Here is an 18,629-nt window from a genome sequence, read left to right as displayed (position 1 = left end):
CGATCGTTGTACAACAGCCCCAAGCAGAACTTCTAAGGACCTTTCACCATGGAAAAGTTTGATACTCACACCGGCGTCGGCGTTCCCCTGCAGCGATCCAACGTCGACACCGACCAGATCATCCCGGCCGTCTACCTAAAGCGCGTCACCCGCACCGGATTTGAGGATGGCTTGTTCAGCAACTGGCGCAACAACGAATCCGACTTCGTGCTCAACCGCCCGGAATATGCCAAGGGCTCCATCCTCGTAGCAGGGCCGGACTTCGGTACCGGTTCCTCCCGTGAGCACGCCGTGTGGGCGCTGATGGACTACGGCTTCCGCGTCGTCATCTCATCCCGCTTCGCCGATATCTTCCGCGGTAATGCCGGCAAGGCGGGCCTGCTCGCCGCACAGATGCAGCAGTCTGATGTCGAGCTGCTGTGGAAGTTGCTCGAGGCCAACCCGGGCATGGAGCTCACCGTCAACCTGGAGACCCGCACCGTCGAGGCCGGCGAGCAGGTCTTCCCATTCGAGGTCGATGACTACACTCGCTGGCGTCTGATGGAAGGGCTTGACGACGTCTCCCTGACCCTGCGCAACGAAGCGGACATTGTGGCCTACGAGAAGAGTCGTCCGGCCCACAAGCCGAAGACGATGTAGGTCAAAAATGCTCTAGTCCAATCCGCGGTAGGCGTTAAACTTGCCGTATGTATCTGGCAATCACTAAACACTCTCGGCTAGGTGAATCTTCGCCTGGTGAATCGGCACGCGATTTGGGATTTATTTTGCGAAAGCATCCCGATCGCGTGCATGAGGCCGAGTTAAAGTTCGGTGTTGCCCGCGTCTTTTTCCCCACTGCAACCGATGCCGAATGCACGGCAGCCCTCTGGGTTGATATTGACCGCGATGAGTTGCTGAAACTCAAGCAGTACCGTGCCGATACGTTCAATCTGACCGGCTACATTAATGATCGGCAGTGGGCTGCGTCATCGCTTTTGACTGTGGCGTTGAAGTCGGTCTTCTCCACGGCGATGGTCATGGAAAAGACTTCGCCTTACGACGAAACCCCAAGCGATCTCACCGCGACAGTCGCGGCGGTACCCGGCACCGAGGAAGAAATCCGTGCTTTGTTTGAGCCATTGGGGTGGAAGGTCACCTGCGATTTCTTCAACAACATTGCCGGGCAGAAGTTCTCACCGACGGTGACCCTCACAGGTCGAGCAACCGTTCGTGATTTGCTCAATCACCTGTATATTCTGCTTCCCGTCCTCGACGGTGGGAAACACTATTGGGTTGATGACCGGGAAATCGACAAGCTGGCCGCGCGCGCCCAGGACTGGCTGCCGGAGCACCCGCAGCGGGAGAAAATCCTAAAGCGCTACCTTGCCGATCAAAAAGGCCTGGTCAACGAAGCCGTCGTGAAGCTTGCCGGGGAAGCTGGTGCAATCGAACTGGCCAGCGGTGACCAGACAGCCAAGCCGCTCAATCGACAGCGTCAAGACCGAGTCCTGCGTGAGGTATTTAGACTGCGCCCGCGCAGCGTGGTGGACATCGGCTGTGGTTCCGGCGTGTTGCTCGGGCCGTTGCTGGAGAATCCGCGAATCGCGCAGATCGTTGGCACTGATGTCTCTGTAGGGGAGCTTCGTAAGGCGCACAAGGCGCTGAACCTAGATCGCATGCCGGAGCGCCAAGCTGCGCGGGTAGAGCTTTTCCAATCCTCGGTCACCTATGCCGACGAGCGCATTGCGAACATGGACGTGGCAATCCTGATGGAGGTCATTGAGCATGTTGATGCCGATCGGCTGCCCGCGCTGGAGAACAACGTTTTCGGGCTTGCCAGGCCGCAGTATGTCATCGTCACGACGCCGAACAGTGACTACAACGCGTGCTATCCAAACCTAGCGCCCGGACAGTTCCGACACCTTGATCACCGCTTCGAGTTCAGCCGCGTGGAATTTCGCCAGTGGGCGAAGGGCGTGGCCGAGAAGTTCGGTTATCTGGTGGACTTTGACGGTATTGGGGACGTGCACGAAACTTACGGCCAACCGACCCAAATGGCGGTCTTTTCCTTCGACTTCACCGCAGCAGAGGAGAGCTAATTATGAGTACCATCTCGCTTACTAACCTCAGCTTGGTCATGCTGGTCGGTGTCTCTGGCGCCGGAAAGTCGACTTTTGCGGCACGACACTTCGGCCCATTTGAAGTCGTATCCTCGGATACCTGTCGCGGCATTGTTTCCAACGATCCGAATAACCAGGCGGCGACGGCGCCTGCTTTTGAACTGCTGGAGACAATCGTCGGCACGCGCCTGGAAGCCGGATTGCTTACTGTTGTTGATGCGACGAATGTGAAACCGCAGGACCGTGCCCGGTTGGTGAAGCTGGCGCGCAGCCACCATGCTCTGAGTGCTGCCATCGTTTTGAACCTTCCGTTAGCGGAGCTGAAGGAGCGGCACAGCCAGCGCGCTGACCGCAACTTCGGAGTCGAGGTGTTGGAGCGCCAGCACCGCGATCTGCGCCGAGGGCTCAAACACCTCAAGCGCGAGAAGATTCACAATGTTTTCATCTTGAATTCCGCGGCGGAAATCGACAACGTCACCATTGAACGTGTGCCGCTGAAGGTCGACCGCAGCGATCTCCACGGTCCGTTCGACATCATCGGCGATGTTCACGGCTGCTACGACGAGTTGACCGCACTGCTGGCAAAGCTCGGCTATCAGCTGTCGGCAGATGGCGGCAATGCTCATCACCCAGATGGCCGTACGGCCATTTTCGTTGGTGACCTTGTTGACCGCGGTCCCAACAGTCCAGCTGTCTTGAAGTTGGTCATGGGGATGGTCGTGGCCGGCAACGCTCTCTGCGTGCCCGGAAACCACGACTCTAAGTTGGTGCGCGCCCTCGACGGCCACAACGTCACCACTGGTCACGGGCTGGCCGAGACGCTCACTCAGCTCGCCGATGAAAGCGAGGAGTTCCGGAAAGACGTCCGCGACTTCATCGACCACCTGCCGGTGCACTTTGTGCTTGACGACGGCGCCCTGGTTGTAGCCCACGCGGGACTGCCTGAGCACCTCCATGGCAGGGCCTCCGGAAAGGTCCGTGAGTTCGCGCTCTACGGTGCCACTACTGGCAAGATCGACGAAAATGGCCTGCCAGAACGACTGGATTGGGCAGCGGACTACCGCGGTTCCGCTCGTGTCGTCTATGGCCACATGGAAGCAGACTGGCTGCGCTGGGTCAATAACACCATGTGCATCGACACCGGTTGTGTCTTCGGCGGCAAGCTCTCTGCGCTGCGCTATCCCGAACTAGAGACCGTGCAGGTCGATGCAAAGCAGACCTGGTGGGAGGCTCCATCGCGCAAGACCACCAACCGCCCGGAGTCCGAGCTGCGCATCACTGACGTGCTAGATGTCGATGGTATCCAGACTGGTCGGCATGGCCGCATTCGCATTGATAGTGACCGCGCAGCTGCAGCGCTGGAAACTATCAGCCGTTTCACGCTCGCACCGGAGAAAATTCCGTACCTGCCACCGACCATGTCACCGGCGCCGACCTCGCAGCGAGAGGGATTCCTGGAACACCCGGAGGAGGCATTCCGCTACTACGCAGCGCACACTGACCAGGTCATGTGCCAGGAAAAGCACATGGGTTCCCGAGCTGTGCTGTGCCTGATCCAGCCAGGGGCGAAGACTCGTTTCGGTGCTAACTCGTACGCCTACACCCGGACGGGGCGTGCCTTCTTCGATGACGCGTCCCCGGCACTTGATGCCATGACCAAGGCCGCAGAGCGCGCCGGGCTTTTCGACCAATTCGGCGACTGGGTCCTGCTCGACGGCGAAATGCTGCCCTGGAATCTTAAGGCCCAAGGGCTTATCGACGACATCTATGCACCCACCGCTGCCGCTGGTATCGGTGCTGCCAGACAGCTCGCGGCCGCTCTGCAGGCGGCAACCGACAGGGGAGTAGAGGTCGGTGGTCCTGCGCCAGAGCAGATTCTGGACGAGCTCGAGAAGTTCCGTGCTGCCTACAACCGGTATGTCGACAGTGACAAGAAGATTCAGTTCGCACCTTTCCAAGTGCTGGCAAGTGAGGATGCCACCTGGCACCACAAGCCCCACTCATGGCACTTGGATATCGCGAACCAGCTAGTAGCAGCTGACAGTGAGATCTACCGGCTGACGCGCTGCTTCGTCCTTGACCCCAGTGACCCGGAACAGGTGGAGGCCGCATCGCAGTGGTGGTTGCAGCTGACAGAGTCGGGCGGGGAAGGGGCCGTCGTCAAGCCGATGGAAAACGCCGCAGTGGACCGGCAGGTACAGCCCGGCATGAAGGTGCGGGGACGGAAGTATCTGCGCATGATTTATGGGCATGACTACCTGCACCCGCAGCGTCAAGAGCGTCTGAAGCGGCGAAATCTGCAGCACAAGCAGTCATCGGCGCTACGCGAATATGCCCTCGGCATCGAGTCGCTGGAGCGCCTAGCGGCGGGCGAGCCTCTGCATCGGATCCATGTCCCCGTCTTCGGTGTGTTGGCGCTGGAGTCAGAACCGATGGATCCGAGGTTGTAGGGGGTTACTTCACCGGCAGCGCCGAGGCGTAGTAATCAGCCGTGGTCATCACACCGTCGTTGAAGCCGAGTACCCAGGCCGAGCCCTTCTTGCACAGGATTTCCTCGTCGAAGGGCAGGGTGCCCTCGGCGGACCAAGCGGCCAACAGGTCAGGGATGGTGATGCCCTGAGAGCAGACCACGCTGACTCCGCCTAGCGCGACAATGTCCTCGAAGGCCTTCTTGGACTCGACCTGGTTGGCAATCCAGTGTTCGTCGCCAAGCCGTTCGTCGACTGTGACCTGCATGCCCAGCTCTGCGGCGAGTGGCGCGACGGTGTCCTGGCAACGCACGGGCTCGGCGGAGTAGACGCGCTCGGGGCGGAAACCCTCCAGCGCAGAGACGAGCAGTTCCGCTTGACGACGTCCCTTCTTATCCAGCGGCCGCAGTGCATCATTGCCGTTCCAGTTGGTGCGGCGGTGCGCACGCCCATGGCGAACCAGAATGAGACGGGTGTCCGGTTCCTTGTTCATGCGCTTGCGGGCCTTGACCAGCACGTCGCGGTCGAGATCGTAGGACAGCAGCTCCTCGGCTTCGTCCCAGGAGACCCAGCGAAGCTCATTGACCTCGGAGTTCTGCTCGAAGTCGCCGCCTTGCACCTCAGCGGTCCAGTACCAGACCAACTTCGTGCGTCCAGCGACAGGGTAGGAGACGTTGCCGACCAGCTTGCCCAACCGGACTCGGTAGCCTGTTTCTTCCCAGATCTCGCGGACAGCGGTGGCAATCAGGTTCTCACCGGCGTCGAGCTTTCCCTTCGGCAGCGACCAGTCGTCGTAAGAAGGACGGTGAATTACGCAGATTTCAGGGTTGTGGACATCGCCTCGCCACAGAACCGCGCCGGCCGCAAAGGTCGGCTTGGTGACATCCTGACCTGGCTTCGTCGGAATCTGGCGCAGGCGACCGGTCACGGAGGTATCGCCCTTGAGGTCCTTGTCCTCTTCGTGCATCATCGTGAATTCCCTTTCAATCCTTTGTCGCCGACCTAGTTTAGTATCGCAGTGTGAGAACGTCTCGCTAGACTTGTTGGAGATTAGAGACTAACGGAGGAAGGTCGCGGCGATGGTGCAGGTTTCAGTGATGGGCGCGGGGTCGTGGGGCACGACGCTCGCCAAGGTTTTTGCTGATGCGGGCAATCCTGTACGGCTGTGGTCGCGACGTGCAGAGCAGGCACAGCGTATTCAGATCAGCCGCGAAAACCACGACTACCTACCTGGGCTGGGACTGCCGCGAAACATTGAAGCCACCTCGGATGCAGAGGCCGCGCTGAAGGGCGCGGATGTGGTGGTGCTGGGCGTGCCCTCGCAGACCCTGCGTGACAATCTCAAGGTCTGGAAGGACTTCATCGGACCGGAGACGATTCTGCTCAGCCTGGCGAAGGGCGTGGAGCGTGAGACACATCTGCGCATGAGTGAGGTCATCGCTGAGGTCACAGACCTGCCAGCAGAGCGTATTGCGGTGCTATCGGGCCCGAACCTCGCCCGCGAAGTTGCGATGGAGCAGCCAGCGGCAACGGTCATTGCTTGCGCTGATGAGAACAACGCCAAGATGATTCAGGCGGCAGTCGCCACTAATTACTTCCGTCCCTACACCAACACCGATGTGATCGGCTGCGAAATCGGCGGTGCCTGCAAGAACGTCATTGCGTTGGCCTGCGGTATGGCCTCTGGGCAGGGCTTGGGTGAGAACACGTTGGCAACCATCATCACCCGTGGCCTGGCGGAAATCACACGTTTGGGCGACGCGGTTGGCGCAGAGGATAAGACCTTCGCGGGTCTAGCCGGTCTCGGCGACTTGGTGGCCACCTGTTCCTCACCACTGTCGCGTAACCGCACCTTCGGTGACCGTCTCGGTCGCGGTGACACGATGGAGCAGGCGCAGCACGCTACGCGTGGTCAGGTGGCTGAGGGTGTGATTTCTTCAATCTCGGTCCGTGACCTCGCTCGCCGCAATGGCGTGGAAATGCCAATTACTGAGGCCGTTTACGCTGTCTGCCACGAAGGCGCGAAGGTCGATGAGACAATTCGTAAGCTGATGGGGCGCAGCCGCAAGTCGGAATAACCAATAATGCAGGGGCGGGGCTAAACTTAGTCACCATGACTTCGTCGAATAGCTCGTCTGCAGATCGCATTTCCGTCGCCGTTATCTACGGCGGCGCAAGCCCTGAACACAGTGTCTCCTGTGTCTCAGCTGGCGCAATTATGGATCACCTGGATGAGAACCGCTTCCGAGTGGTTCCCATTGGTATTACCAAGGATGGTGTCTGGACCGTCGGCACGCGTGAGACGGACACGCTGCGCACGCAGGGGCGTACGATGCCGGAGGTCATCCCAGGCGAGGAAGTTGCGCTGAGCACCTCGCCGTCACGCCGCGGTGAGTTCCGCTATGTCACCGGTGATCGCGCCGGCGAGGTTTTCGACACTGTCGACGTCATCTTCCCTGTTCTCCACGGTCCGCACGGCGAGGATGGCACAATCCAGGGGCTCTTTGAGCTTTCCGGCATTGCTTACGTCGGCCCGGGCGTGCTCGCTTCCGCGGCGGGTATGGATAAGGAACGCACGAAGAATCTCCTGCAGGCAGCGGGGCTTCCTATCGGCAAGCAGGTCGTTTTGCACGTTGGCGAGTCGCTTTCCGACGAGGACAAGGAGACCCTTGGCCTGCCGGTGTTCGTCAAACCTGCCCGTGGCGGATCGTCGATTGGTATCTCCCGCGTCGATGATTGGGCGAATCTGGATGCGGCGGTAGAGCTGGCCCGAGAGCATGACTGGAAGGTCATCGTAGAGGCCGGTGTAGACGGTGCCGAGGTGGAGATTGGCGTGTTGCAGCGCGCTGACGGCAGCCTGCAGGTATCGGTTCCGTCCTTGCTGCGTGGCACGGAGGACTCCGACGAGGGCTTCTACGGTTTTGAGACCAAGTACTTGGATGACATCGTTTCGGCGCAGATTCCGGCTGAGCTGCCAGAGGATGTTTTGAAGGCGCTGGAGAAGGATGCTCGTCGGGCGTTCAGGGCACTGGGCTCTGATGGTCTGACTCGCGTGGACTTCTTTGTCACGGATAATGGCCCGATTATCAATGAGGTCAACACCATGCCGGGTTTCACCCCGATTTCGATGTACCCGCAGATGTTTGCGGCCTCAGGTGTTGCCTACGAGGAGCTGCTCAGCGCCCTGATTGAGCGGGCGCTGGTAGCTCGTCGATAAAAGCTGGTTCTTACTTCTCTTCGCTCGGCGAGATGTTCTCCAGGTTGTCAGCGATGACCGAGGAGAGCACCGGCATCAGAGAGCTGGCCTCCGACATTGGCATTTCAACGGCGACGAAGCGTTCACGCCCCATGGCGTACCAGGTGGCGGAGGTACCGGAGGACAGCGTTGGTTCGTTGAACCAGACAATGTCACCAACCTGTGTTAGCTGCTGCGTGGTGGTGCTGTAGCCAGCCGGCTCGTCGACACCACAGCGCAGCACCACCGGATCGGCTGGGGTACCGCCCCAAATGACCATGTCCTTCGGCATGTCAGCCGGCATTTCCGCTGCGCTCAGACGGTGACGGTTGCCGAGATCGCGGGGGAGGGCAGCTTCCAAGCCGCTACAGCGCTTATCAGCTTCCGGAGCTGCCAATTCTGCCAGCGGGACACCGCCGCGCTCCGGTTTGTTCTTGTACTCGGAATCCGGGAGCAGCGCCTCGGCGAGATCACGCAGTGCGTCGTCCGCCTTTGCATTTCCTTCGGCGGTAATCGCAACCACTGGCTCACGGCCGACGGTGAACCAAGTCGCCAAAGATTCGTCGGTACTGTCGACAACGCGCAGCCACGAAATGCCCTTGACCTCTTCGGTCTTGGCCAGTTCGTTGTACTGGTTAGGTACGTTCGCGCCACAGCGCAGCGTGATGCGGTCTTGTTCCAAGTTTCGGTACACAGCGGCACCTTCTGGAGCCGGCTCTGCAATTTCGGCGCGAACCAGACCTGCGGCGCGTTCTGGCAGTCGGTCGAGCAGTTCCGCACACTCAGGCGAGTCATTGGCGGGGAGCTCCGGGTTGGAAATCGCGACTGGTTTCGCCGCCTGACTATCCTGGTAAATCTTTGCGGCAAAAATGATGCCGAGGATAGAGATAATGGCGATAGCGAGTGCGATGCCCGCGCGTGTCCGGCTACCCTTGGACTGAACTGTTTCTCCCGATCGGGGTGCGTCTACCATGGGCCTGATTCTACGTTGTCCGGTACCAACTCCAATTGGTTGGGGGCAATGCCGAGACGGGTTCCGTTATTAACGGTTAACCATCGACTATTAGGAATGTGACTCGACACTGTGACTGAATTGACCATTGGCGATATTGGCGAGTTTGGGGTCATTGAGGCTATTCGGGCTATCGCCCCGTCGGCACGCAATGGCGACGATGCCGCCGTCTTGACGCAGACAACCCCCAACGCCCGCTTTGTCACCTCCACTGACATGCTGGTGGAAGGGCGCCACTTCCGCCTGGACTGGTCGACACCTCAGCAAGTTGGAGCTAAGGCCGCGGTACAGAATTTCGCCGACATCGAATCGATGGGTGCACGTCCAACGGCAATGCTTTTCGCCATCTCAGCACCGTTGCATACTCCGGTGAGCGTGGTCACCGGTATCGCCGAGGGGTTGTGGCAGGAAGGCAAGCAATGTCCCGCGGAGCTCGTCGGTGGTGACATGGTCAGCGGAGATTCTCTGGTGATTTCCATCACTGCGATGGGCGAACTCGGTGGGCTGGGGCGGCCGCTGCTGCGCTCAGCGGCACGCGCGGGGGATACGGTGATTGCGTCGGGGCGCATCGGCTACTCTGCAGCGGGCCTTGCGCTGCTGCAGCACTGCGGAAGCCCGGCAAAGGTTCCAAGTGAGTTTGCGCAGCTGGTGGCAGCACACTGTACGCCCGAATTTGAATACCGCAGGGGGGCCACGGCGCGAGCCACAGGAGTGCGTTCACTGACGGACAATTCCGATGGACTGGTGGTGGATCTCCGCGCTATTGCGCAGGCCTCCAGGGTTACTTTGGAAGTTGACAGCAGTGCGATTGCGCCCGATGAGTTGCAGATTGCCGCTGGCGAATACCTCGCCGTCGATCCATGGGAGTGGGTGCTCACCGGCGGGGAGGACCACACACTGATTGGTTCGACACCGGGGGAGCCTCCGACGGGATTCCGCGCTATCGGCACGGTGTCGAAGGAAAAGTTCGATTCGGTGCTTATCGACGGCAAACCCCCTGCCCGCGATGCCGGTTGGGTTTCCTTTTAAGAGTTCGACGAGGTTTTGAGAAGAAAGGCTGCATGACATGGATCCGTTGCCGGTCGAAGAAGGGTGGCAGAAAGCGCTGGAGCCAGTGGCCGATGATATCCACCGGATGGGGCAGTTCCTGCGCGAGGAAAACGCGGCCGGCTACGGCTACCTGCCCGCGGGCACCGATGTGCTGCGCGCCTTCACTTACCCATTCGATGAGGTCAAGGTGCTCATCATCGGCCAGGACCCGTATCCGACCCCGGGGCACGCGATGGGGCTCAGCTTCTCGGTCCAACCGGATGTGAAGCCGGTACCGCGGTCGTTGGCGAATATTTTTAAGGAGTACTCCTCCGACCTGGGGCTCCCGACTCCCTCCAACGGTGACCTCACTCCGTGGAGTAGGCAGGGCGTAGCTCTGTTCAACCGTGTGCTGACCGTGCGCCCGGGTGCTGCTGCCTCGCACCGTGGTAAGGGCTGGGAGGCAATCACGGAGCATGCCATCAAAGCATTGGTCGCTCGGGACAAGCCTCTCGTGGCAATTCTGTGGGGACGCGATGCGCAGAGTTTGCAGCGTTGGCTCCCGGGCGTGGACTGCATCTGTTCGCCGCACCCGTCACCGCTGTCGGCATCCCGTGGGTTCTTCGGGTCGCGCCCGTTCAGCCGGGCCAATGAGTCGCTGATTCGTCAGGGAGCTACCCCTATCGACTGGACGCTAGAATAGGAATTCATGTCTTCGCAGATTGGTTCTGCCGCGATTGTCGGCTGGGTTGCCCGGGGTATTGATGCGCTTCAATCCCGCCGCGATGAGATCAACAGTCTCAATGTCTTCCCAGTACCGGATTCCGATACCGGGTCGAATATGCTCGCGACGTTGAGTTCGGCGTATGAGGAAGCGCAAAAGGCAGACGCTTCCGATGTTCGCGCAGTCACCGCGGCGCTGGCTGCCGGTGCGGTGCGTGGTGCCCGCGGTAATTCGGGCACTGTGCTCTCGCAGGTTTTTCGTGCGGTGGCTGAGGCAGCTTCCGGTAGCGGCATTGGTGTTGAGTCGGTGCAGCACTCGCTAAAGCTAGCTGTACAACATGTCTCCCAGGCGATTGCCAATCCGGTGGAGGGCACGATTCTGACAGTCCTGCGTCACGCCGCGATTGTCGCGGAGGAATTTGAGGGCGACTCAATTGAGGAGCTCGCCGACACGATTGCAGATGCCGCTCGCGATGCGCTGGCGAAAACCCCCAGCCAGCTCCCGGCACTGCAGCAGGCGGGTGTGGTCGACGCCGGCGGCGTGGGGTTGGTTATTCTGCTCGACGCGCTTGCCGACGAAGTCAGCGGCCGCGCAGCCGCACCGGTTGATTTACATGTCGACGCGCCGCACGTAGCCACCGTTGAGATGGAGGTCATGTACCTGATTTCCTTGGCGGATACCCAGGCGGTGGAGACACTGCGAGAGCGGTTAAACCCGCTGGGAAACTCGCTCATCATCGCAGGTGACGCTGGTAATGCGGAGACCGCACAGTACATGGTGCATATCCACACAGTGGAGCCGGGCGCAGTTATCGAAGCGGCACTTGACTTCGGTCGTCCGGAGGGCATCCGCATCGAGGTGCTCGATGAACCGGAGACAACACCTGAGTCCACTCGCATCCTCATTGCGGTAGTGCCGGACGGTCCGCTGAAAGATCTCATCACTTCCTCTGGAGCGATTGCTATCAGCCCGACCCCCGCTCCGACTCCCACATCCACTCCAACAGATCGCGCAGCCATCGCCGACCAGGAGTTCGCTGAAAATGTGGTCACCAAGGCACTGACTGCCATGCGGGGTGCGGATGAGGTAATCCTGCTGCCAAATGGTCTAGTCAGCGACCAGGAATTGGCGGATATCGAATTCGCTGCTGCCGCGGCTAATCCGACACTCGCGGTAGTTTCTACAGACTCCATTCCGGCTGGCCTCGCGGCCTTGGCCGTGCATTCGGCTGAGCTGCCGCTGGAGGTTGCCGCGTACGCGATGGGCGAGGCTGCCAATGGCACGCGAACGGCTGTAATCGCTGCGGACGTCGATAAGCCTTTGACTGACGCGCTCACAGAGATCGTCTCAGACCTGTTGGCTGGCGGCGGGGAACTAGTGACTCTGCTGCTCGGGCGCGGAGCTGAGGACGTGGACATAGAGCAAGTGCGGGCGCGGCTGGACAAGCCTGTGGAGGTCGTAGCCTATGATGCAACTGGCATCGATGAGCCGGTGCAGATAGGAATCGAGTAGCACGATGCTCGGATGGCTCGGCTCGGATTATGCGCGCACGCCCCTGAATATCGTGGTGGGTCCAAAGATTGCGAAGAAACTTCACACAGGTTTCGGTATGGAGACCGTCTCGGATGCACTGACGAATTTCCCAAAGCGCTACGTGGCGCAGGGTAAGAGCTTAGATGTGTCATTTTCCGACATTGGCGACACCATCACCACAGTCGTGGAGGTGCACAGCATCTCGCCAGCGCCCGCCTTCGCCGACCGACGCAAGCCACTGAAAATCTATGTCAGCGACGGCGTGCGCATTCTTCCGGCCGCGATTTTTGGTGCCGAATGGCTGCGCAATATGCTGCACCCCGGTGTGCGTCTGCTCATTGTTGGCACACTCAGCGAGTTCCGCAATGAGCTGCAGCTGAAAAATGTTGACTGCATGGTGCTCAAAGCCGATGGTTCGGTAGGCGCAGCCACTGGCAAGCTGGCCACACTGACGAAAACGGCCAAGGGGATTGCGGAGATGCAGCGGCTTCTCACTCGCCCTTACCTGCCCATTTACCGTGGCCGCAAAGGAGTAGCGGGTATTCACCTGGCTCTGTTCATGCAGCGCATCCTCGAATGGTTACCGCTGCAGCCAGACCCGTTGCCCGCCACACCGGAGGGACTTACCGATTTCGACTCCGCACTGCGTGGCGCACACTTTCCCTCCATCGCGGGCCCCGACATTGCGCTCACCCGGCTGAAGTATGACGAAGCGCTTGAGCTCCAACTCGCCGTTGGTGCACGTAAACGCACTCAAGAGAGCCTCACCGCTCCGGCCTGCACGGAGGTCACCGGAGGGCTTCGCGACGAGCTACGCCGAGGACTGCCGTTTTCGCTTACCGACGGTCAGGTCGCGGTCGCGGCCGATATTGCGCACGACATGTCGCAGACCAGCCCTATGAACCGCCTGCTGGCAGGTGAAGTCGGCTCGGGTAAGACCGTGGTGGCCCTGCTGGGAATGCTGCAGGCAGTCGATGCCAGCCGACAGTGCGCGATGCTGGCGCCGACGGAAGTCCTGGCCCAACAGCACTACCGATCGCTGACAGCGATGCTGGAGCAAGCCGGAGTAGCAGTGACTGTGCGACTGCTGACGGGTTCGATGTCGACGAAGGAGCGCCGGGCAACCCTGTTGGAGGCAGTCAACGGGGAGGCGGACATTGTCGTCGGCACGCATGCCCTGCTCAGTGAGGGCGTGGAGTTCTTCGATCTCGGGTTGGTGGTCGTCGATGAGCAGCACCGCTTTGGTGTGCGCCAGCGCGATCAATTGCGCAGCAGGGGACGGGGCGGAATGACACCGCATCTGTTGGTGATGTCGGCAACCCCGATTCCGCGCACGGTAGCGATGACCATTTTTGGCGACCTTGCAGTTTCGCAGTTGACGGAATTGCCACGGGGACGTCAGGAGATCCAATCCTTTGTCGTACCGACGCTGGAGAAACCCCGCTGGGAGGCACGAACCTGGGAGCGCATTGGGGAAGAAGTGTCCAAGGGCAACCGCGCCTTCATTGTCTGTCCTCGTATTACCCGCGATGAGGAACAGTTCCTCGACGAGTCTGTGGAAGCGGTGTTCGACCGAGCGAGGAAGAAACTGCCCGGTGTACGTATCAGTCAGTTGCACGGCAATATGGCACCGGAGGACAAAGACCGCGTGATGCAGGCTTTTGCCGGAGGTCAGCTGGATGTGCTGGTGTCCACCACAGTTATCGAAGTCGGCGTGGATGTACCAGAGGCCACGATCATGATGATTCGCCGCGCCGAGAGCTACGGTATCTCGCAGATTCACCAGCTGCGCGGTCGCGTCGGCCGCGGTGACCGGGGTGGACTGTGTTTCCTGTGTACACACACGCATTCTCAGACACCGGAGCGTACCCGGTTGGAACGCATTGCCACCACCACCGATGGTATTCAACTGGCGGAGTTAGACCTGGCCACGCGTAGTTTTGGTGATCTACTCGGTGATGACCAATCGGGACTGGCAACTGGCCTCGGTCTGGTGGACCTCACCACCGACGGCGAGATCATCGAGCGCACCCGGCACGACGCCACGGCTCTCCTCGACAGCGATGAGAGACTTGTGGGGGAGCTCATCTCCGATATTGATGAAGAGCAGTCGAACTACTTGGACCGCTCCTAGTTAGACCTAAGTAGACTGTTGGGCATGGTAAATGTCTGTGCACCTTTTGCAGGAGTAGTCCGCTGGGAGGTCGCCGAGAAAGACTCGGTGACGACTGGCCAGGTCATTGCGGTCGTGGAGGCCGTCAAGCTAGAAGCGCCGGTTTTAGCGCCCTGCCCGGGTACGGTCGCGGAGGTGGCGGCAGATCAATTTGTGGATGTCGAAGGTGGTCAGCTGCTGGCACGAATCACGCCAGCAACTCACAGCACGATGGCACAGAACAACGGCAACGAGAACACATCGCACGAAGGGAAGTAGATGACCCGCATTATTGCAGGTGAGGCGCGCGGTCGCAGACTAGTCGCACCCAAGGGAGAGACCACTCGGCCAACCAGTGACCGCGCGAAAGAAGCCATCTTTTCATCCTGGTCCACACGCTTTGGGTTAGAGGGAACTCGCGTTCTCGACTTGTTCGCGGGCTCAGGTGCGCTCGGTTTGGAAGCGGCTTCCCGTGGCGCGCGTTCCGTCGTATTGGTGGAAAACGATCCGAACGCCATTGCCGCCATTGAAAAGAACATTCGCACCGTGGGGCATCCCGATGTGGCCGTGTCTCCGATGAAAGTGTCATCGTACCTTGCGGGCGCGCCGGGCGAGCCTTTTGACCGCGTCATCGCTGATCCTCCCTACGAGCTGGCGGGGGAGGCCGTTACAGAGATGTTGGAGGCTCTGCGCAGCTTCCTCGCGCCGGGCGCGGTAGTGACTGTGGAGCGTCACCGCGATGACGACGAGACGCAGTGGCCGGAGGGCTATGAGCAGCTCCAGCAGAAGCTGAAGCGCCGCATTCATGGATTGGCGCGCTTCGACACCGCTATCCACAACGCTTAACGTTCTTCTTTACGCTTTACGACGGCCAAAGGTGGTTTGACCTCTATGACTCACGCATGCTGCCCCGGTTCCTACGATCCCATGACCTGTGGTCACCTCGATGTGATTGAGCGTGCCGCGCGCCAATTCGGTCAGTTGACCGTGTTGGTTACCCACAACCCGAATAAGCAGGGCATGTTCAACGTCGAAGAGCGCATGGACCTCATTCGGCAGTGCACGCAGCACCTGGACAATGTGCGGGTGGACTCCTGGTCGAAGCTGTTGGTGGACTACACCTCCGCGCAGGGGATTACCTGCCTGGTCAAGGGACTGCGCTCGGCAGCAGACTACGAGTATGAGGCTCCTATGGCACAGATGAATCGGCGCATGACTGGCATTGAAACTCTCTTTGTGGAGGCTGATCCGAAGTACGGTCACGTGTCGTCGACACTGATGAAGGAAGTTGTTCGGTACGGCGGTTCGGTGGAAGGCCTAGTTCCTGAGCCTGTCTTGCACGCCCTGCAGCTCAGACTGAAGTAGCATGTAAGTCATGTTTCGCGTCTTCGAATCTCTTGATGAACTGGTCCAGATCCTAGAAGAGGCACACGGCGTGCCACTGTCGGCCAATTGTATGGTCCCGCGCCAGCGTGTTCTCGAGTTGCTCGATGAACTGAGGGATGCTTTCCCGGCTGAGCTCGATGACGCGCAGGATGTCTTGGACCAGCGGGATGAGATTATCAACGATGCTGAAGCCCGGGCGAACAACACCATTTCGTCTGCGGATGAAGAAGCCCATCGTATTGTCGACGACGCAGAGGCCCGCGCTAACCACACCGTTGAGAATGCCAATGCTCACGCGGCTGGCACCGTTGCGGCCGCTGAGGACGACGCTCGTCGTCTCCGCGAGGATGCTCAGCACGAGTACGACAACATTGTGGATCGTGCTTCTGCCGAGTCCGATCGCCTGATTCACGCTGGTAACGAATCCTACGAGCGTTCCGTTGCGGAAGGCCGTGAGGAGCAGGCTCGCCTGGTCGCTGAGTCGACGGTCGTCCGCGAGGCCAACGACGAAGCGAATCGTCTGCTGTCCGACGCACACGCGGATTCCTCTCGCCTCCGCGAAGAGTGTGACCGTTACGTTGACTCCAAGCTCGCCGAGTTTGAGCAGACCCTCCAGGAGACCCTGCGCAATGTCGGTCGCAATCGCTCTGTACTGCGTTCAGGGGCCGGTGCCGTCGGCGGTGGTGCAGGGGCGCAGAACGCGCCGTCTTCCTTCTCCGAGGGGCAGGAACGCCGCCGGTACGAGCGTTAGCGCATCTTCGGGGTAGACTGAGGTCTATCATGACTGACTCATCCCCATTTGTTCTGGACGTTTCGACATGTCTGCAGGGCGGCATGCCCGAGCAGTTCCGCAAGGTAGGCGATAGCCCAGTCCGCGTTGGTGTCGAGATGATTGGCATCGCCGCTGGCGAGGAGGTTGTCGTTGACGGCATTGTCACGAACCTCGGCAGTGGTGTCATGGTTGACGCGACTGTGACTGCCAAGGCCACCGGCGAGTGCGTGCGCTGCCTAGCCCCGCTGAATCCGGAGCTCAGCTTCCATATTTCGGCTGTCTTTTCCAACAACGAGGACTTCATCACAGGCGACGATGCCGAGGAAGAAGACGTTGAGGACGAAGTTGGTCAGATCGTCGACAATACGGTGGATATCACTCAAGCCGTCATCGATGAGGCGGGCTTGAATCTGCCCTTCAATCCGACCTGTCTGGATTTCGATTCCAGCTGTGCTGAGTCGGACTCGGAAGTGCCGGAACCAGACGGCATCTCGGGTGAAGAGGAGCGTATTGATCCGCGTTGGGCTGGCCTGGCGGAAAAGTTTGGCTCGCTCGGGGACGATAAGTAATCGACGACGACTTAGACGAAGACTTTAAAGGAGATATAACGGATGAGCCGCAAGCGTCGGCTAACCGGTGAAGCGGCTAGAAAGGCGGCCTTTGAGGCCGTCGATCACGCCCCGCTGCTGGAAAAACTCGGTGTTGAACTACCAGAGGAGTCCCTGAAGCTCGCTCTGACCCACCGCAGTTTCGCAAATGAAAATGGCATGCTGACCAATAACGAGCGTCTAGAGTTCCTGGGCGACGCCGTGCTGGGCATGTGCGTTGCTGAAGAACTCTACCGTCGCTTCCCGGACCGTGCTGAGCAGGATATTTCCAAGATGCGCGCAGGTGTCGTGAACATGTACGCGCTGGCTGACCTGGCCCGCAGTATCGGATTGGGGGAGCACATTCTCCTCGGTCGCGGTGAGAAGGCCACCGGTGGCGCGGATAAGCACTCAATTCTCGCTGACACCACCGAGGCACTGCTGGGTGCCATTTACCTGCAGCATGGCTTTGAGGTTGCCCGCGAGACCGTTCTTCGCCTGTTTAACCAGATGATTGACGATGCCCCGACGGAGTCTCGCGGTCGTGACTGGAAGACGCTGTTGCAGGAGCGCCTGGCAGCCAAGCAACTACCGGCTGCTGAGTACACCGTGCGCACCACCGGCCCCGACCATGACCTAACTTTCTACGTCGACGTGCTGGTTGACGGCGTGGTTAAGGGCAGCGGTACCGGCGCCACGAAGAAGGAAGCCGAGATGCACGCCGCGCATCAGGCGCATACTGCACTTGCATAATGCCCGAGCTTCCTGAAGTCGAGTCCGTACGCCGCGGTCTCGACGCTTACGTCGTCGGTGGCCGCATCGAGGATACTTTCGTCTACAACGCTCGTGCTGTGCGGCGCCAACCCGGTGGTGCCGCAGAGTTTATCGGTCGTACGCGCGGGCGCACGGTTATCGCTACGGATCGCCGCGGCAAGTTCATGTGGCTCACGCTTGACGACGACTCCGCAATTGCCATCCACCTGGGTATGAGCGGCCAATTGCGTGTGGAAGCTCCGTACACGCCCGATACGCTGCCCGGACGCCACACCAGGGCCGCATTTGACATAGCCCTGCCGGACGGCGCTCGGCACCTTATCAACTTCAACGATCAGCGCACCTTTGGTTGGGTCTGGGCCTGTGAAATGGTCGAATACCACGGTCGCTTTGTTCCGGAACCCGCAGCCAAGATCGCGCCCGATCTATTGGAGCCAACTGTCGATGTGGTTGCACTTGCACACCGCATGATGAAGTCGCGTTCGCCAATCAAGGCCGTATTGCTCAATCAGAACATCGTGTCCGGCATCGGCAACATTTATGCCGACGAAATGCTTTGGGCGGCGAAGGTTGATGGTCGCGTGCCGGCGTGCGACCTTTCGGTCCGTCGATTAGCGAAACTTCTGCGGGAGGGCCAAGCGGTACTTCAGCGGGCGCTAGCGGCCGGCGGCACGAGCTTTGACGCACTATATGTACATGTCAACGGCGAAAGTGGCTATTTCGAGCGGAGCTTGAACGCCTATGGCCAAGCGGGGGAGCCGTGCTCGAGGTGTGGGCGCGCAATTGTACGTCTGCCATTTGGGAATAGATCGAGTTATCTGTGTCCCACCTGTCAGCGCTAGAATTTCCTTATGAGCT

General features: G+C 59.9%; 18 protein-coding genes. 16 read left to right on the top strand and 2 right to left on the bottom strand.

Features of this window, described 5'->3' with window-relative positions; translation table 11 throughout:
- Positions 1 to 48: 48 nt before the first annotated feature.
- Genes leuD through HMPREF2860_RS03720 form a run of 3 tightly spaced genes read left to right on the top strand, consistent with a single transcriptional unit; the run spans position 49 to position 4,549 of the window.
- Positions 49 to 639 (top strand): 3-isopropylmalate dehydratase small subunit, encoded by a 591-nt coding sequence (gene leuD / locus HMPREF2860_RS03730; protein WP_038628602.1) that lies wholly within the window; start codon positions 49 to 51, stop codon positions 637 to 639.
- A 47-nt stretch (positions 640 to 686) separates the two neighbouring features.
- A complete protein-coding gene (locus HMPREF2860_RS03725; RefSeq protein ID WP_038628604.1) occupies positions 687 to 2,078 on the top strand; it encodes a 3' terminal RNA ribose 2'-O-methyltransferase Hen1 in 1,392 nt (463 codons plus the stop codon).
- A gap of 2 nt (positions 2,079 to 2,080) precedes the next feature.
- A complete protein-coding gene (locus tag HMPREF2860_RS03720) occupies positions 2,081 to 4,549 on the top strand; it encodes a polynucleotide kinase-phosphatase (RefSeq protein ID WP_070628599.1) in 2,469 nt (822 codons plus the stop codon).
- Positions 4,550 to 4,553: 4 nt separating this feature from the next.
- Here HMPREF2860_RS03720 and HMPREF2860_RS03715 read toward each other — a convergent pair whose 3' ends face one another.
- Positions 4,554 to 5,534, bottom strand: coding sequence for an NUDIX hydrolase (locus HMPREF2860_RS03715; protein WP_187402694.1), 981 nt, complete (start codon positions 5,532 to 5,534; stop codon positions 4,554 to 4,556).
- A 112-nt stretch (positions 5,535 to 5,646) separates the two neighbouring features.
- Between HMPREF2860_RS03715 and HMPREF2860_RS03710 the strand changes: the two genes are divergently transcribed.
- Positions 5,647 to 6,645 carry an NAD(P)H-dependent glycerol-3-phosphate dehydrogenase gene (locus HMPREF2860_RS03710; protein WP_038628610.1) on the top strand — a complete coding sequence of 333 codons (999 nt, stop codon included), beginning with the start codon at positions 5,647 to 5,649 and terminating at the stop codon, positions 6,643 to 6,645.
- A gap of 35 nt (positions 6,646 to 6,680) precedes the next feature.
- Complete coding sequence (locus tag HMPREF2860_RS03705) at positions 6,681 to 7,784, top strand: D-alanine--D-alanine ligase family protein (protein WP_038628611.1); 1,104 nt, start codon at positions 6,681 to 6,683, stop codon at positions 7,782 to 7,784.
- A 10-nt stretch (positions 7,785 to 7,794) separates the two neighbouring features.
- Here HMPREF2860_RS03705 and HMPREF2860_RS03700 read toward each other — a convergent pair whose 3' ends face one another.
- Positions 7,795 to 8,775 (bottom strand): DUF3515 domain-containing protein, encoded by a 981-nt coding sequence (locus HMPREF2860_RS03700; protein ID WP_038628613.1) that lies wholly within the window; start codon positions 8,773 to 8,775, stop codon positions 7,795 to 7,797.
- A 111-nt stretch (positions 8,776 to 8,886) separates the two neighbouring features.
- On the opposite strand from HMPREF2860_RS03700, the gene HMPREF2860_RS03695 reads away from it, so the two are divergent.
- The 11 genes from HMPREF2860_RS03695 to mutM are packed head-to-tail and all read left to right on the top strand — an operon-like array spanning position 8,887 to position 18,613.
- Positions 8,887 to 9,843, top strand: a complete 957-nt coding sequence (locus HMPREF2860_RS03695) for a thiamine-phosphate kinase (protein WP_038628615.1) — start codon at positions 8,887 to 8,889, stop codon at positions 9,841 to 9,843.
- Between the two features lie 37 nt (positions 9,844 to 9,880).
- On the top strand, positions 9,881 to 10,546 hold the full coding sequence (locus tag HMPREF2860_RS03690; RefSeq protein ID WP_038628617.1) for a uracil-DNA glycosylase: 666 nt from the start codon (positions 9,881 to 9,883) through the stop codon (positions 10,544 to 10,546).
- A 6-nt stretch (positions 10,547 to 10,552) separates the two neighbouring features.
- Positions 10,553 to 12,079, top strand: coding sequence for a DAK2 domain-containing protein (locus HMPREF2860_RS03685; protein WP_038628619.1), 1,527 nt, complete (start codon positions 10,553 to 10,555; stop codon positions 12,077 to 12,079).
- Between the two features lie 4 nt (positions 12,080 to 12,083).
- On the top strand, positions 12,084 to 14,234 hold the full coding sequence (locus tag HMPREF2860_RS03680; RefSeq protein ID WP_038628621.1) for an ATP-dependent DNA helicase RecG: 2,151 nt from the start codon (positions 12,084 to 12,086) through the stop codon (positions 14,232 to 14,234).
- A gap of 24 nt (positions 14,235 to 14,258) precedes the next feature.
- Complete coding sequence (locus tag HMPREF2860_RS03675) at positions 14,259 to 14,531, top strand: acyl-CoA carboxylase biotin carboxyl carrier protein subunit (RefSeq protein WP_005509454.1); 273 nt, start codon at positions 14,259 to 14,261, stop codon at positions 14,529 to 14,531.
- Positions 14,532 to 15,098 carry a 16S rRNA (guanine(966)-N(2))-methyltransferase RsmD gene (rsmD, locus tag HMPREF2860_RS03670; RefSeq protein WP_038628622.1) on the top strand — a complete coding sequence of 189 codons (567 nt, stop codon included), beginning with the start codon at positions 14,532 to 14,534 and terminating at the stop codon, positions 15,096 to 15,098.
- 45 nt (positions 15,099 to 15,143) lie between these two features.
- The gene (coaD, locus tag HMPREF2860_RS03665) at positions 15,144 to 15,617 is read left to right on the top strand and encodes a pantetheine-phosphate adenylyltransferase (protein WP_038628624.1); all 474 of its coding nucleotides are present in this window, start codon (positions 15,144 to 15,146) and stop codon (positions 15,615 to 15,617) included.
- Between the two features lie 10 nt (positions 15,618 to 15,627).
- The gene (locus tag HMPREF2860_RS03660) at positions 15,628 to 16,389 is read left to right on the top strand and encodes a DivIVA domain-containing protein (RefSeq protein ID WP_070628598.1); all 762 of its coding nucleotides are present in this window, start codon (positions 15,628 to 15,630) and stop codon (positions 16,387 to 16,389) included.
- 29 nt (positions 16,390 to 16,418) lie between these two features.
- Positions 16,419 to 16,979 (top strand): YceD family protein, encoded by a 561-nt coding sequence (locus HMPREF2860_RS03655; RefSeq protein ID WP_038628628.1) that lies wholly within the window; start codon positions 16,419 to 16,421, stop codon positions 16,977 to 16,979.
- Positions 16,980 to 17,021: 42 nt separating this feature from the next.
- On the top strand, positions 17,022 to 17,750 hold the full coding sequence (gene rnc / locus HMPREF2860_RS03650; protein WP_038628630.1) for a ribonuclease III: 729 nt from the start codon (positions 17,022 to 17,024) through the stop codon (positions 17,748 to 17,750).
- Entirely contained in the window at positions 17,750 to 18,613 is an 864-nt protein-coding gene (gene mutM / locus HMPREF2860_RS03645) for a bifunctional DNA-formamidopyrimidine glycosylase/DNA-(apurinic or apyrimidinic site) lyase (RefSeq protein WP_038628632.1), read from the top strand. The genes rnc and mutM overlap by 1 nt, the downstream gene beginning before the upstream one ends.
- Positions 18,614 to 18,629: the final 16 nt, after the last annotated feature.

Source organism: Corynebacterium sp. HMSC064E10 (assembly GCF_001812505.1).
GTDB classification, from domain to species: Bacteria; Actinomycetota; Actinomycetes; order Mycobacteriales; family Mycobacteriaceae; genus Corynebacterium; species Corynebacterium amycolatum.
The sequence above is the reverse complement of the archived record's forward strand: the minus strand, read 5'-3'. Positions and strand labels throughout refer to the sequence as shown.

Coding starts and splice junctions, on each gene's coding strand:
- HMPREF2860_RS03705 (WP_038628611.1), top strand. CDS start 6,681: ATGACTTCGTCGAATAGCTCGTCTGCAGATCGCATTTCCGTCGCCGTT.
- HMPREF2860_RS03715 (WP_187402694.1), bottom strand. CDS start 5,534: ATGCACGAAGAGGACAAGGACCTCAAGGGCGATACCTCCGTGACCGGT.
- coaD (WP_038628624.1), top strand. CDS start 15,144: ATGACTCACGCATGCTGCCCCGGTTCCTACGATCCCATGACCTGTGGT.
- HMPREF2860_RS03710 (WP_038628610.1), top strand. CDS start 5,647: ATGGTGCAGGTTTCAGTGATGGGCGCGGGGTCGTGGGGCACGACGCTC.
- HMPREF2860_RS03720 (WP_070628599.1), top strand. CDS start 2,081: ATGAGTACCATCTCGCTTACTAACCTCAGCTTGGTCATGCTGGTCGGT.
- HMPREF2860_RS03725 (WP_038628604.1), top strand. CDS start 687: ATGTATCTGGCAATCACTAAACACTCTCGGCTAGGTGAATCTTCGCCT.
- HMPREF2860_RS03690 (WP_038628617.1), top strand. CDS start 9,881: ATGGATCCGTTGCCGGTCGAAGAAGGGTGGCAGAAAGCGCTGGAGCCA.
- HMPREF2860_RS03700 (WP_038628613.1), bottom strand. CDS start 8,775: ATGGTAGACGCACCCCGATCGGGAGAAACAGTTCAGTCCAAGGGTAGC.
- HMPREF2860_RS03675 (WP_005509454.1), top strand. CDS start 14,259: ATGGTAAATGTCTGTGCACCTTTTGCAGGAGTAGTCCGCTGGGAGGTC.
- leuD (WP_038628602.1), top strand. CDS start 49: ATGGAAAAGTTTGATACTCACACCGGCGTCGGCGTTCCCCTGCAGCGA.
- HMPREF2860_RS03685 (WP_038628619.1), top strand. CDS start 10,553: ATGTCTTCGCAGATTGGTTCTGCCGCGATTGTCGGCTGGGTTGCCCGG.
- HMPREF2860_RS03655 (WP_038628628.1), top strand. CDS start 16,419: ATGACTGACTCATCCCCATTTGTTCTGGACGTTTCGACATGTCTGCAG.
- mutM (WP_038628632.1), top strand. CDS start 17,750: ATGCCCGAGCTTCCTGAAGTCGAGTCCGTACGCCGCGGTCTCGACGCT.
- HMPREF2860_RS03680 (WP_038628621.1), top strand. CDS start 12,084: ATGCTCGGATGGCTCGGCTCGGATTATGCGCGCACGCCCCTGAATATC.
- rsmD (WP_038628622.1), top strand. CDS start 14,532: ATGACCCGCATTATTGCAGGTGAGGCGCGCGGTCGCAGACTAGTCGCA.
- rnc (WP_038628630.1), top strand. CDS start 17,022: ATGAGCCGCAAGCGTCGGCTAACCGGTGAAGCGGCTAGAAAGGCGGCC.
- HMPREF2860_RS03660 (WP_070628598.1), top strand. CDS start 15,628: ATGTTTCGCGTCTTCGAATCTCTTGATGAACTGGTCCAGATCCTAGAA.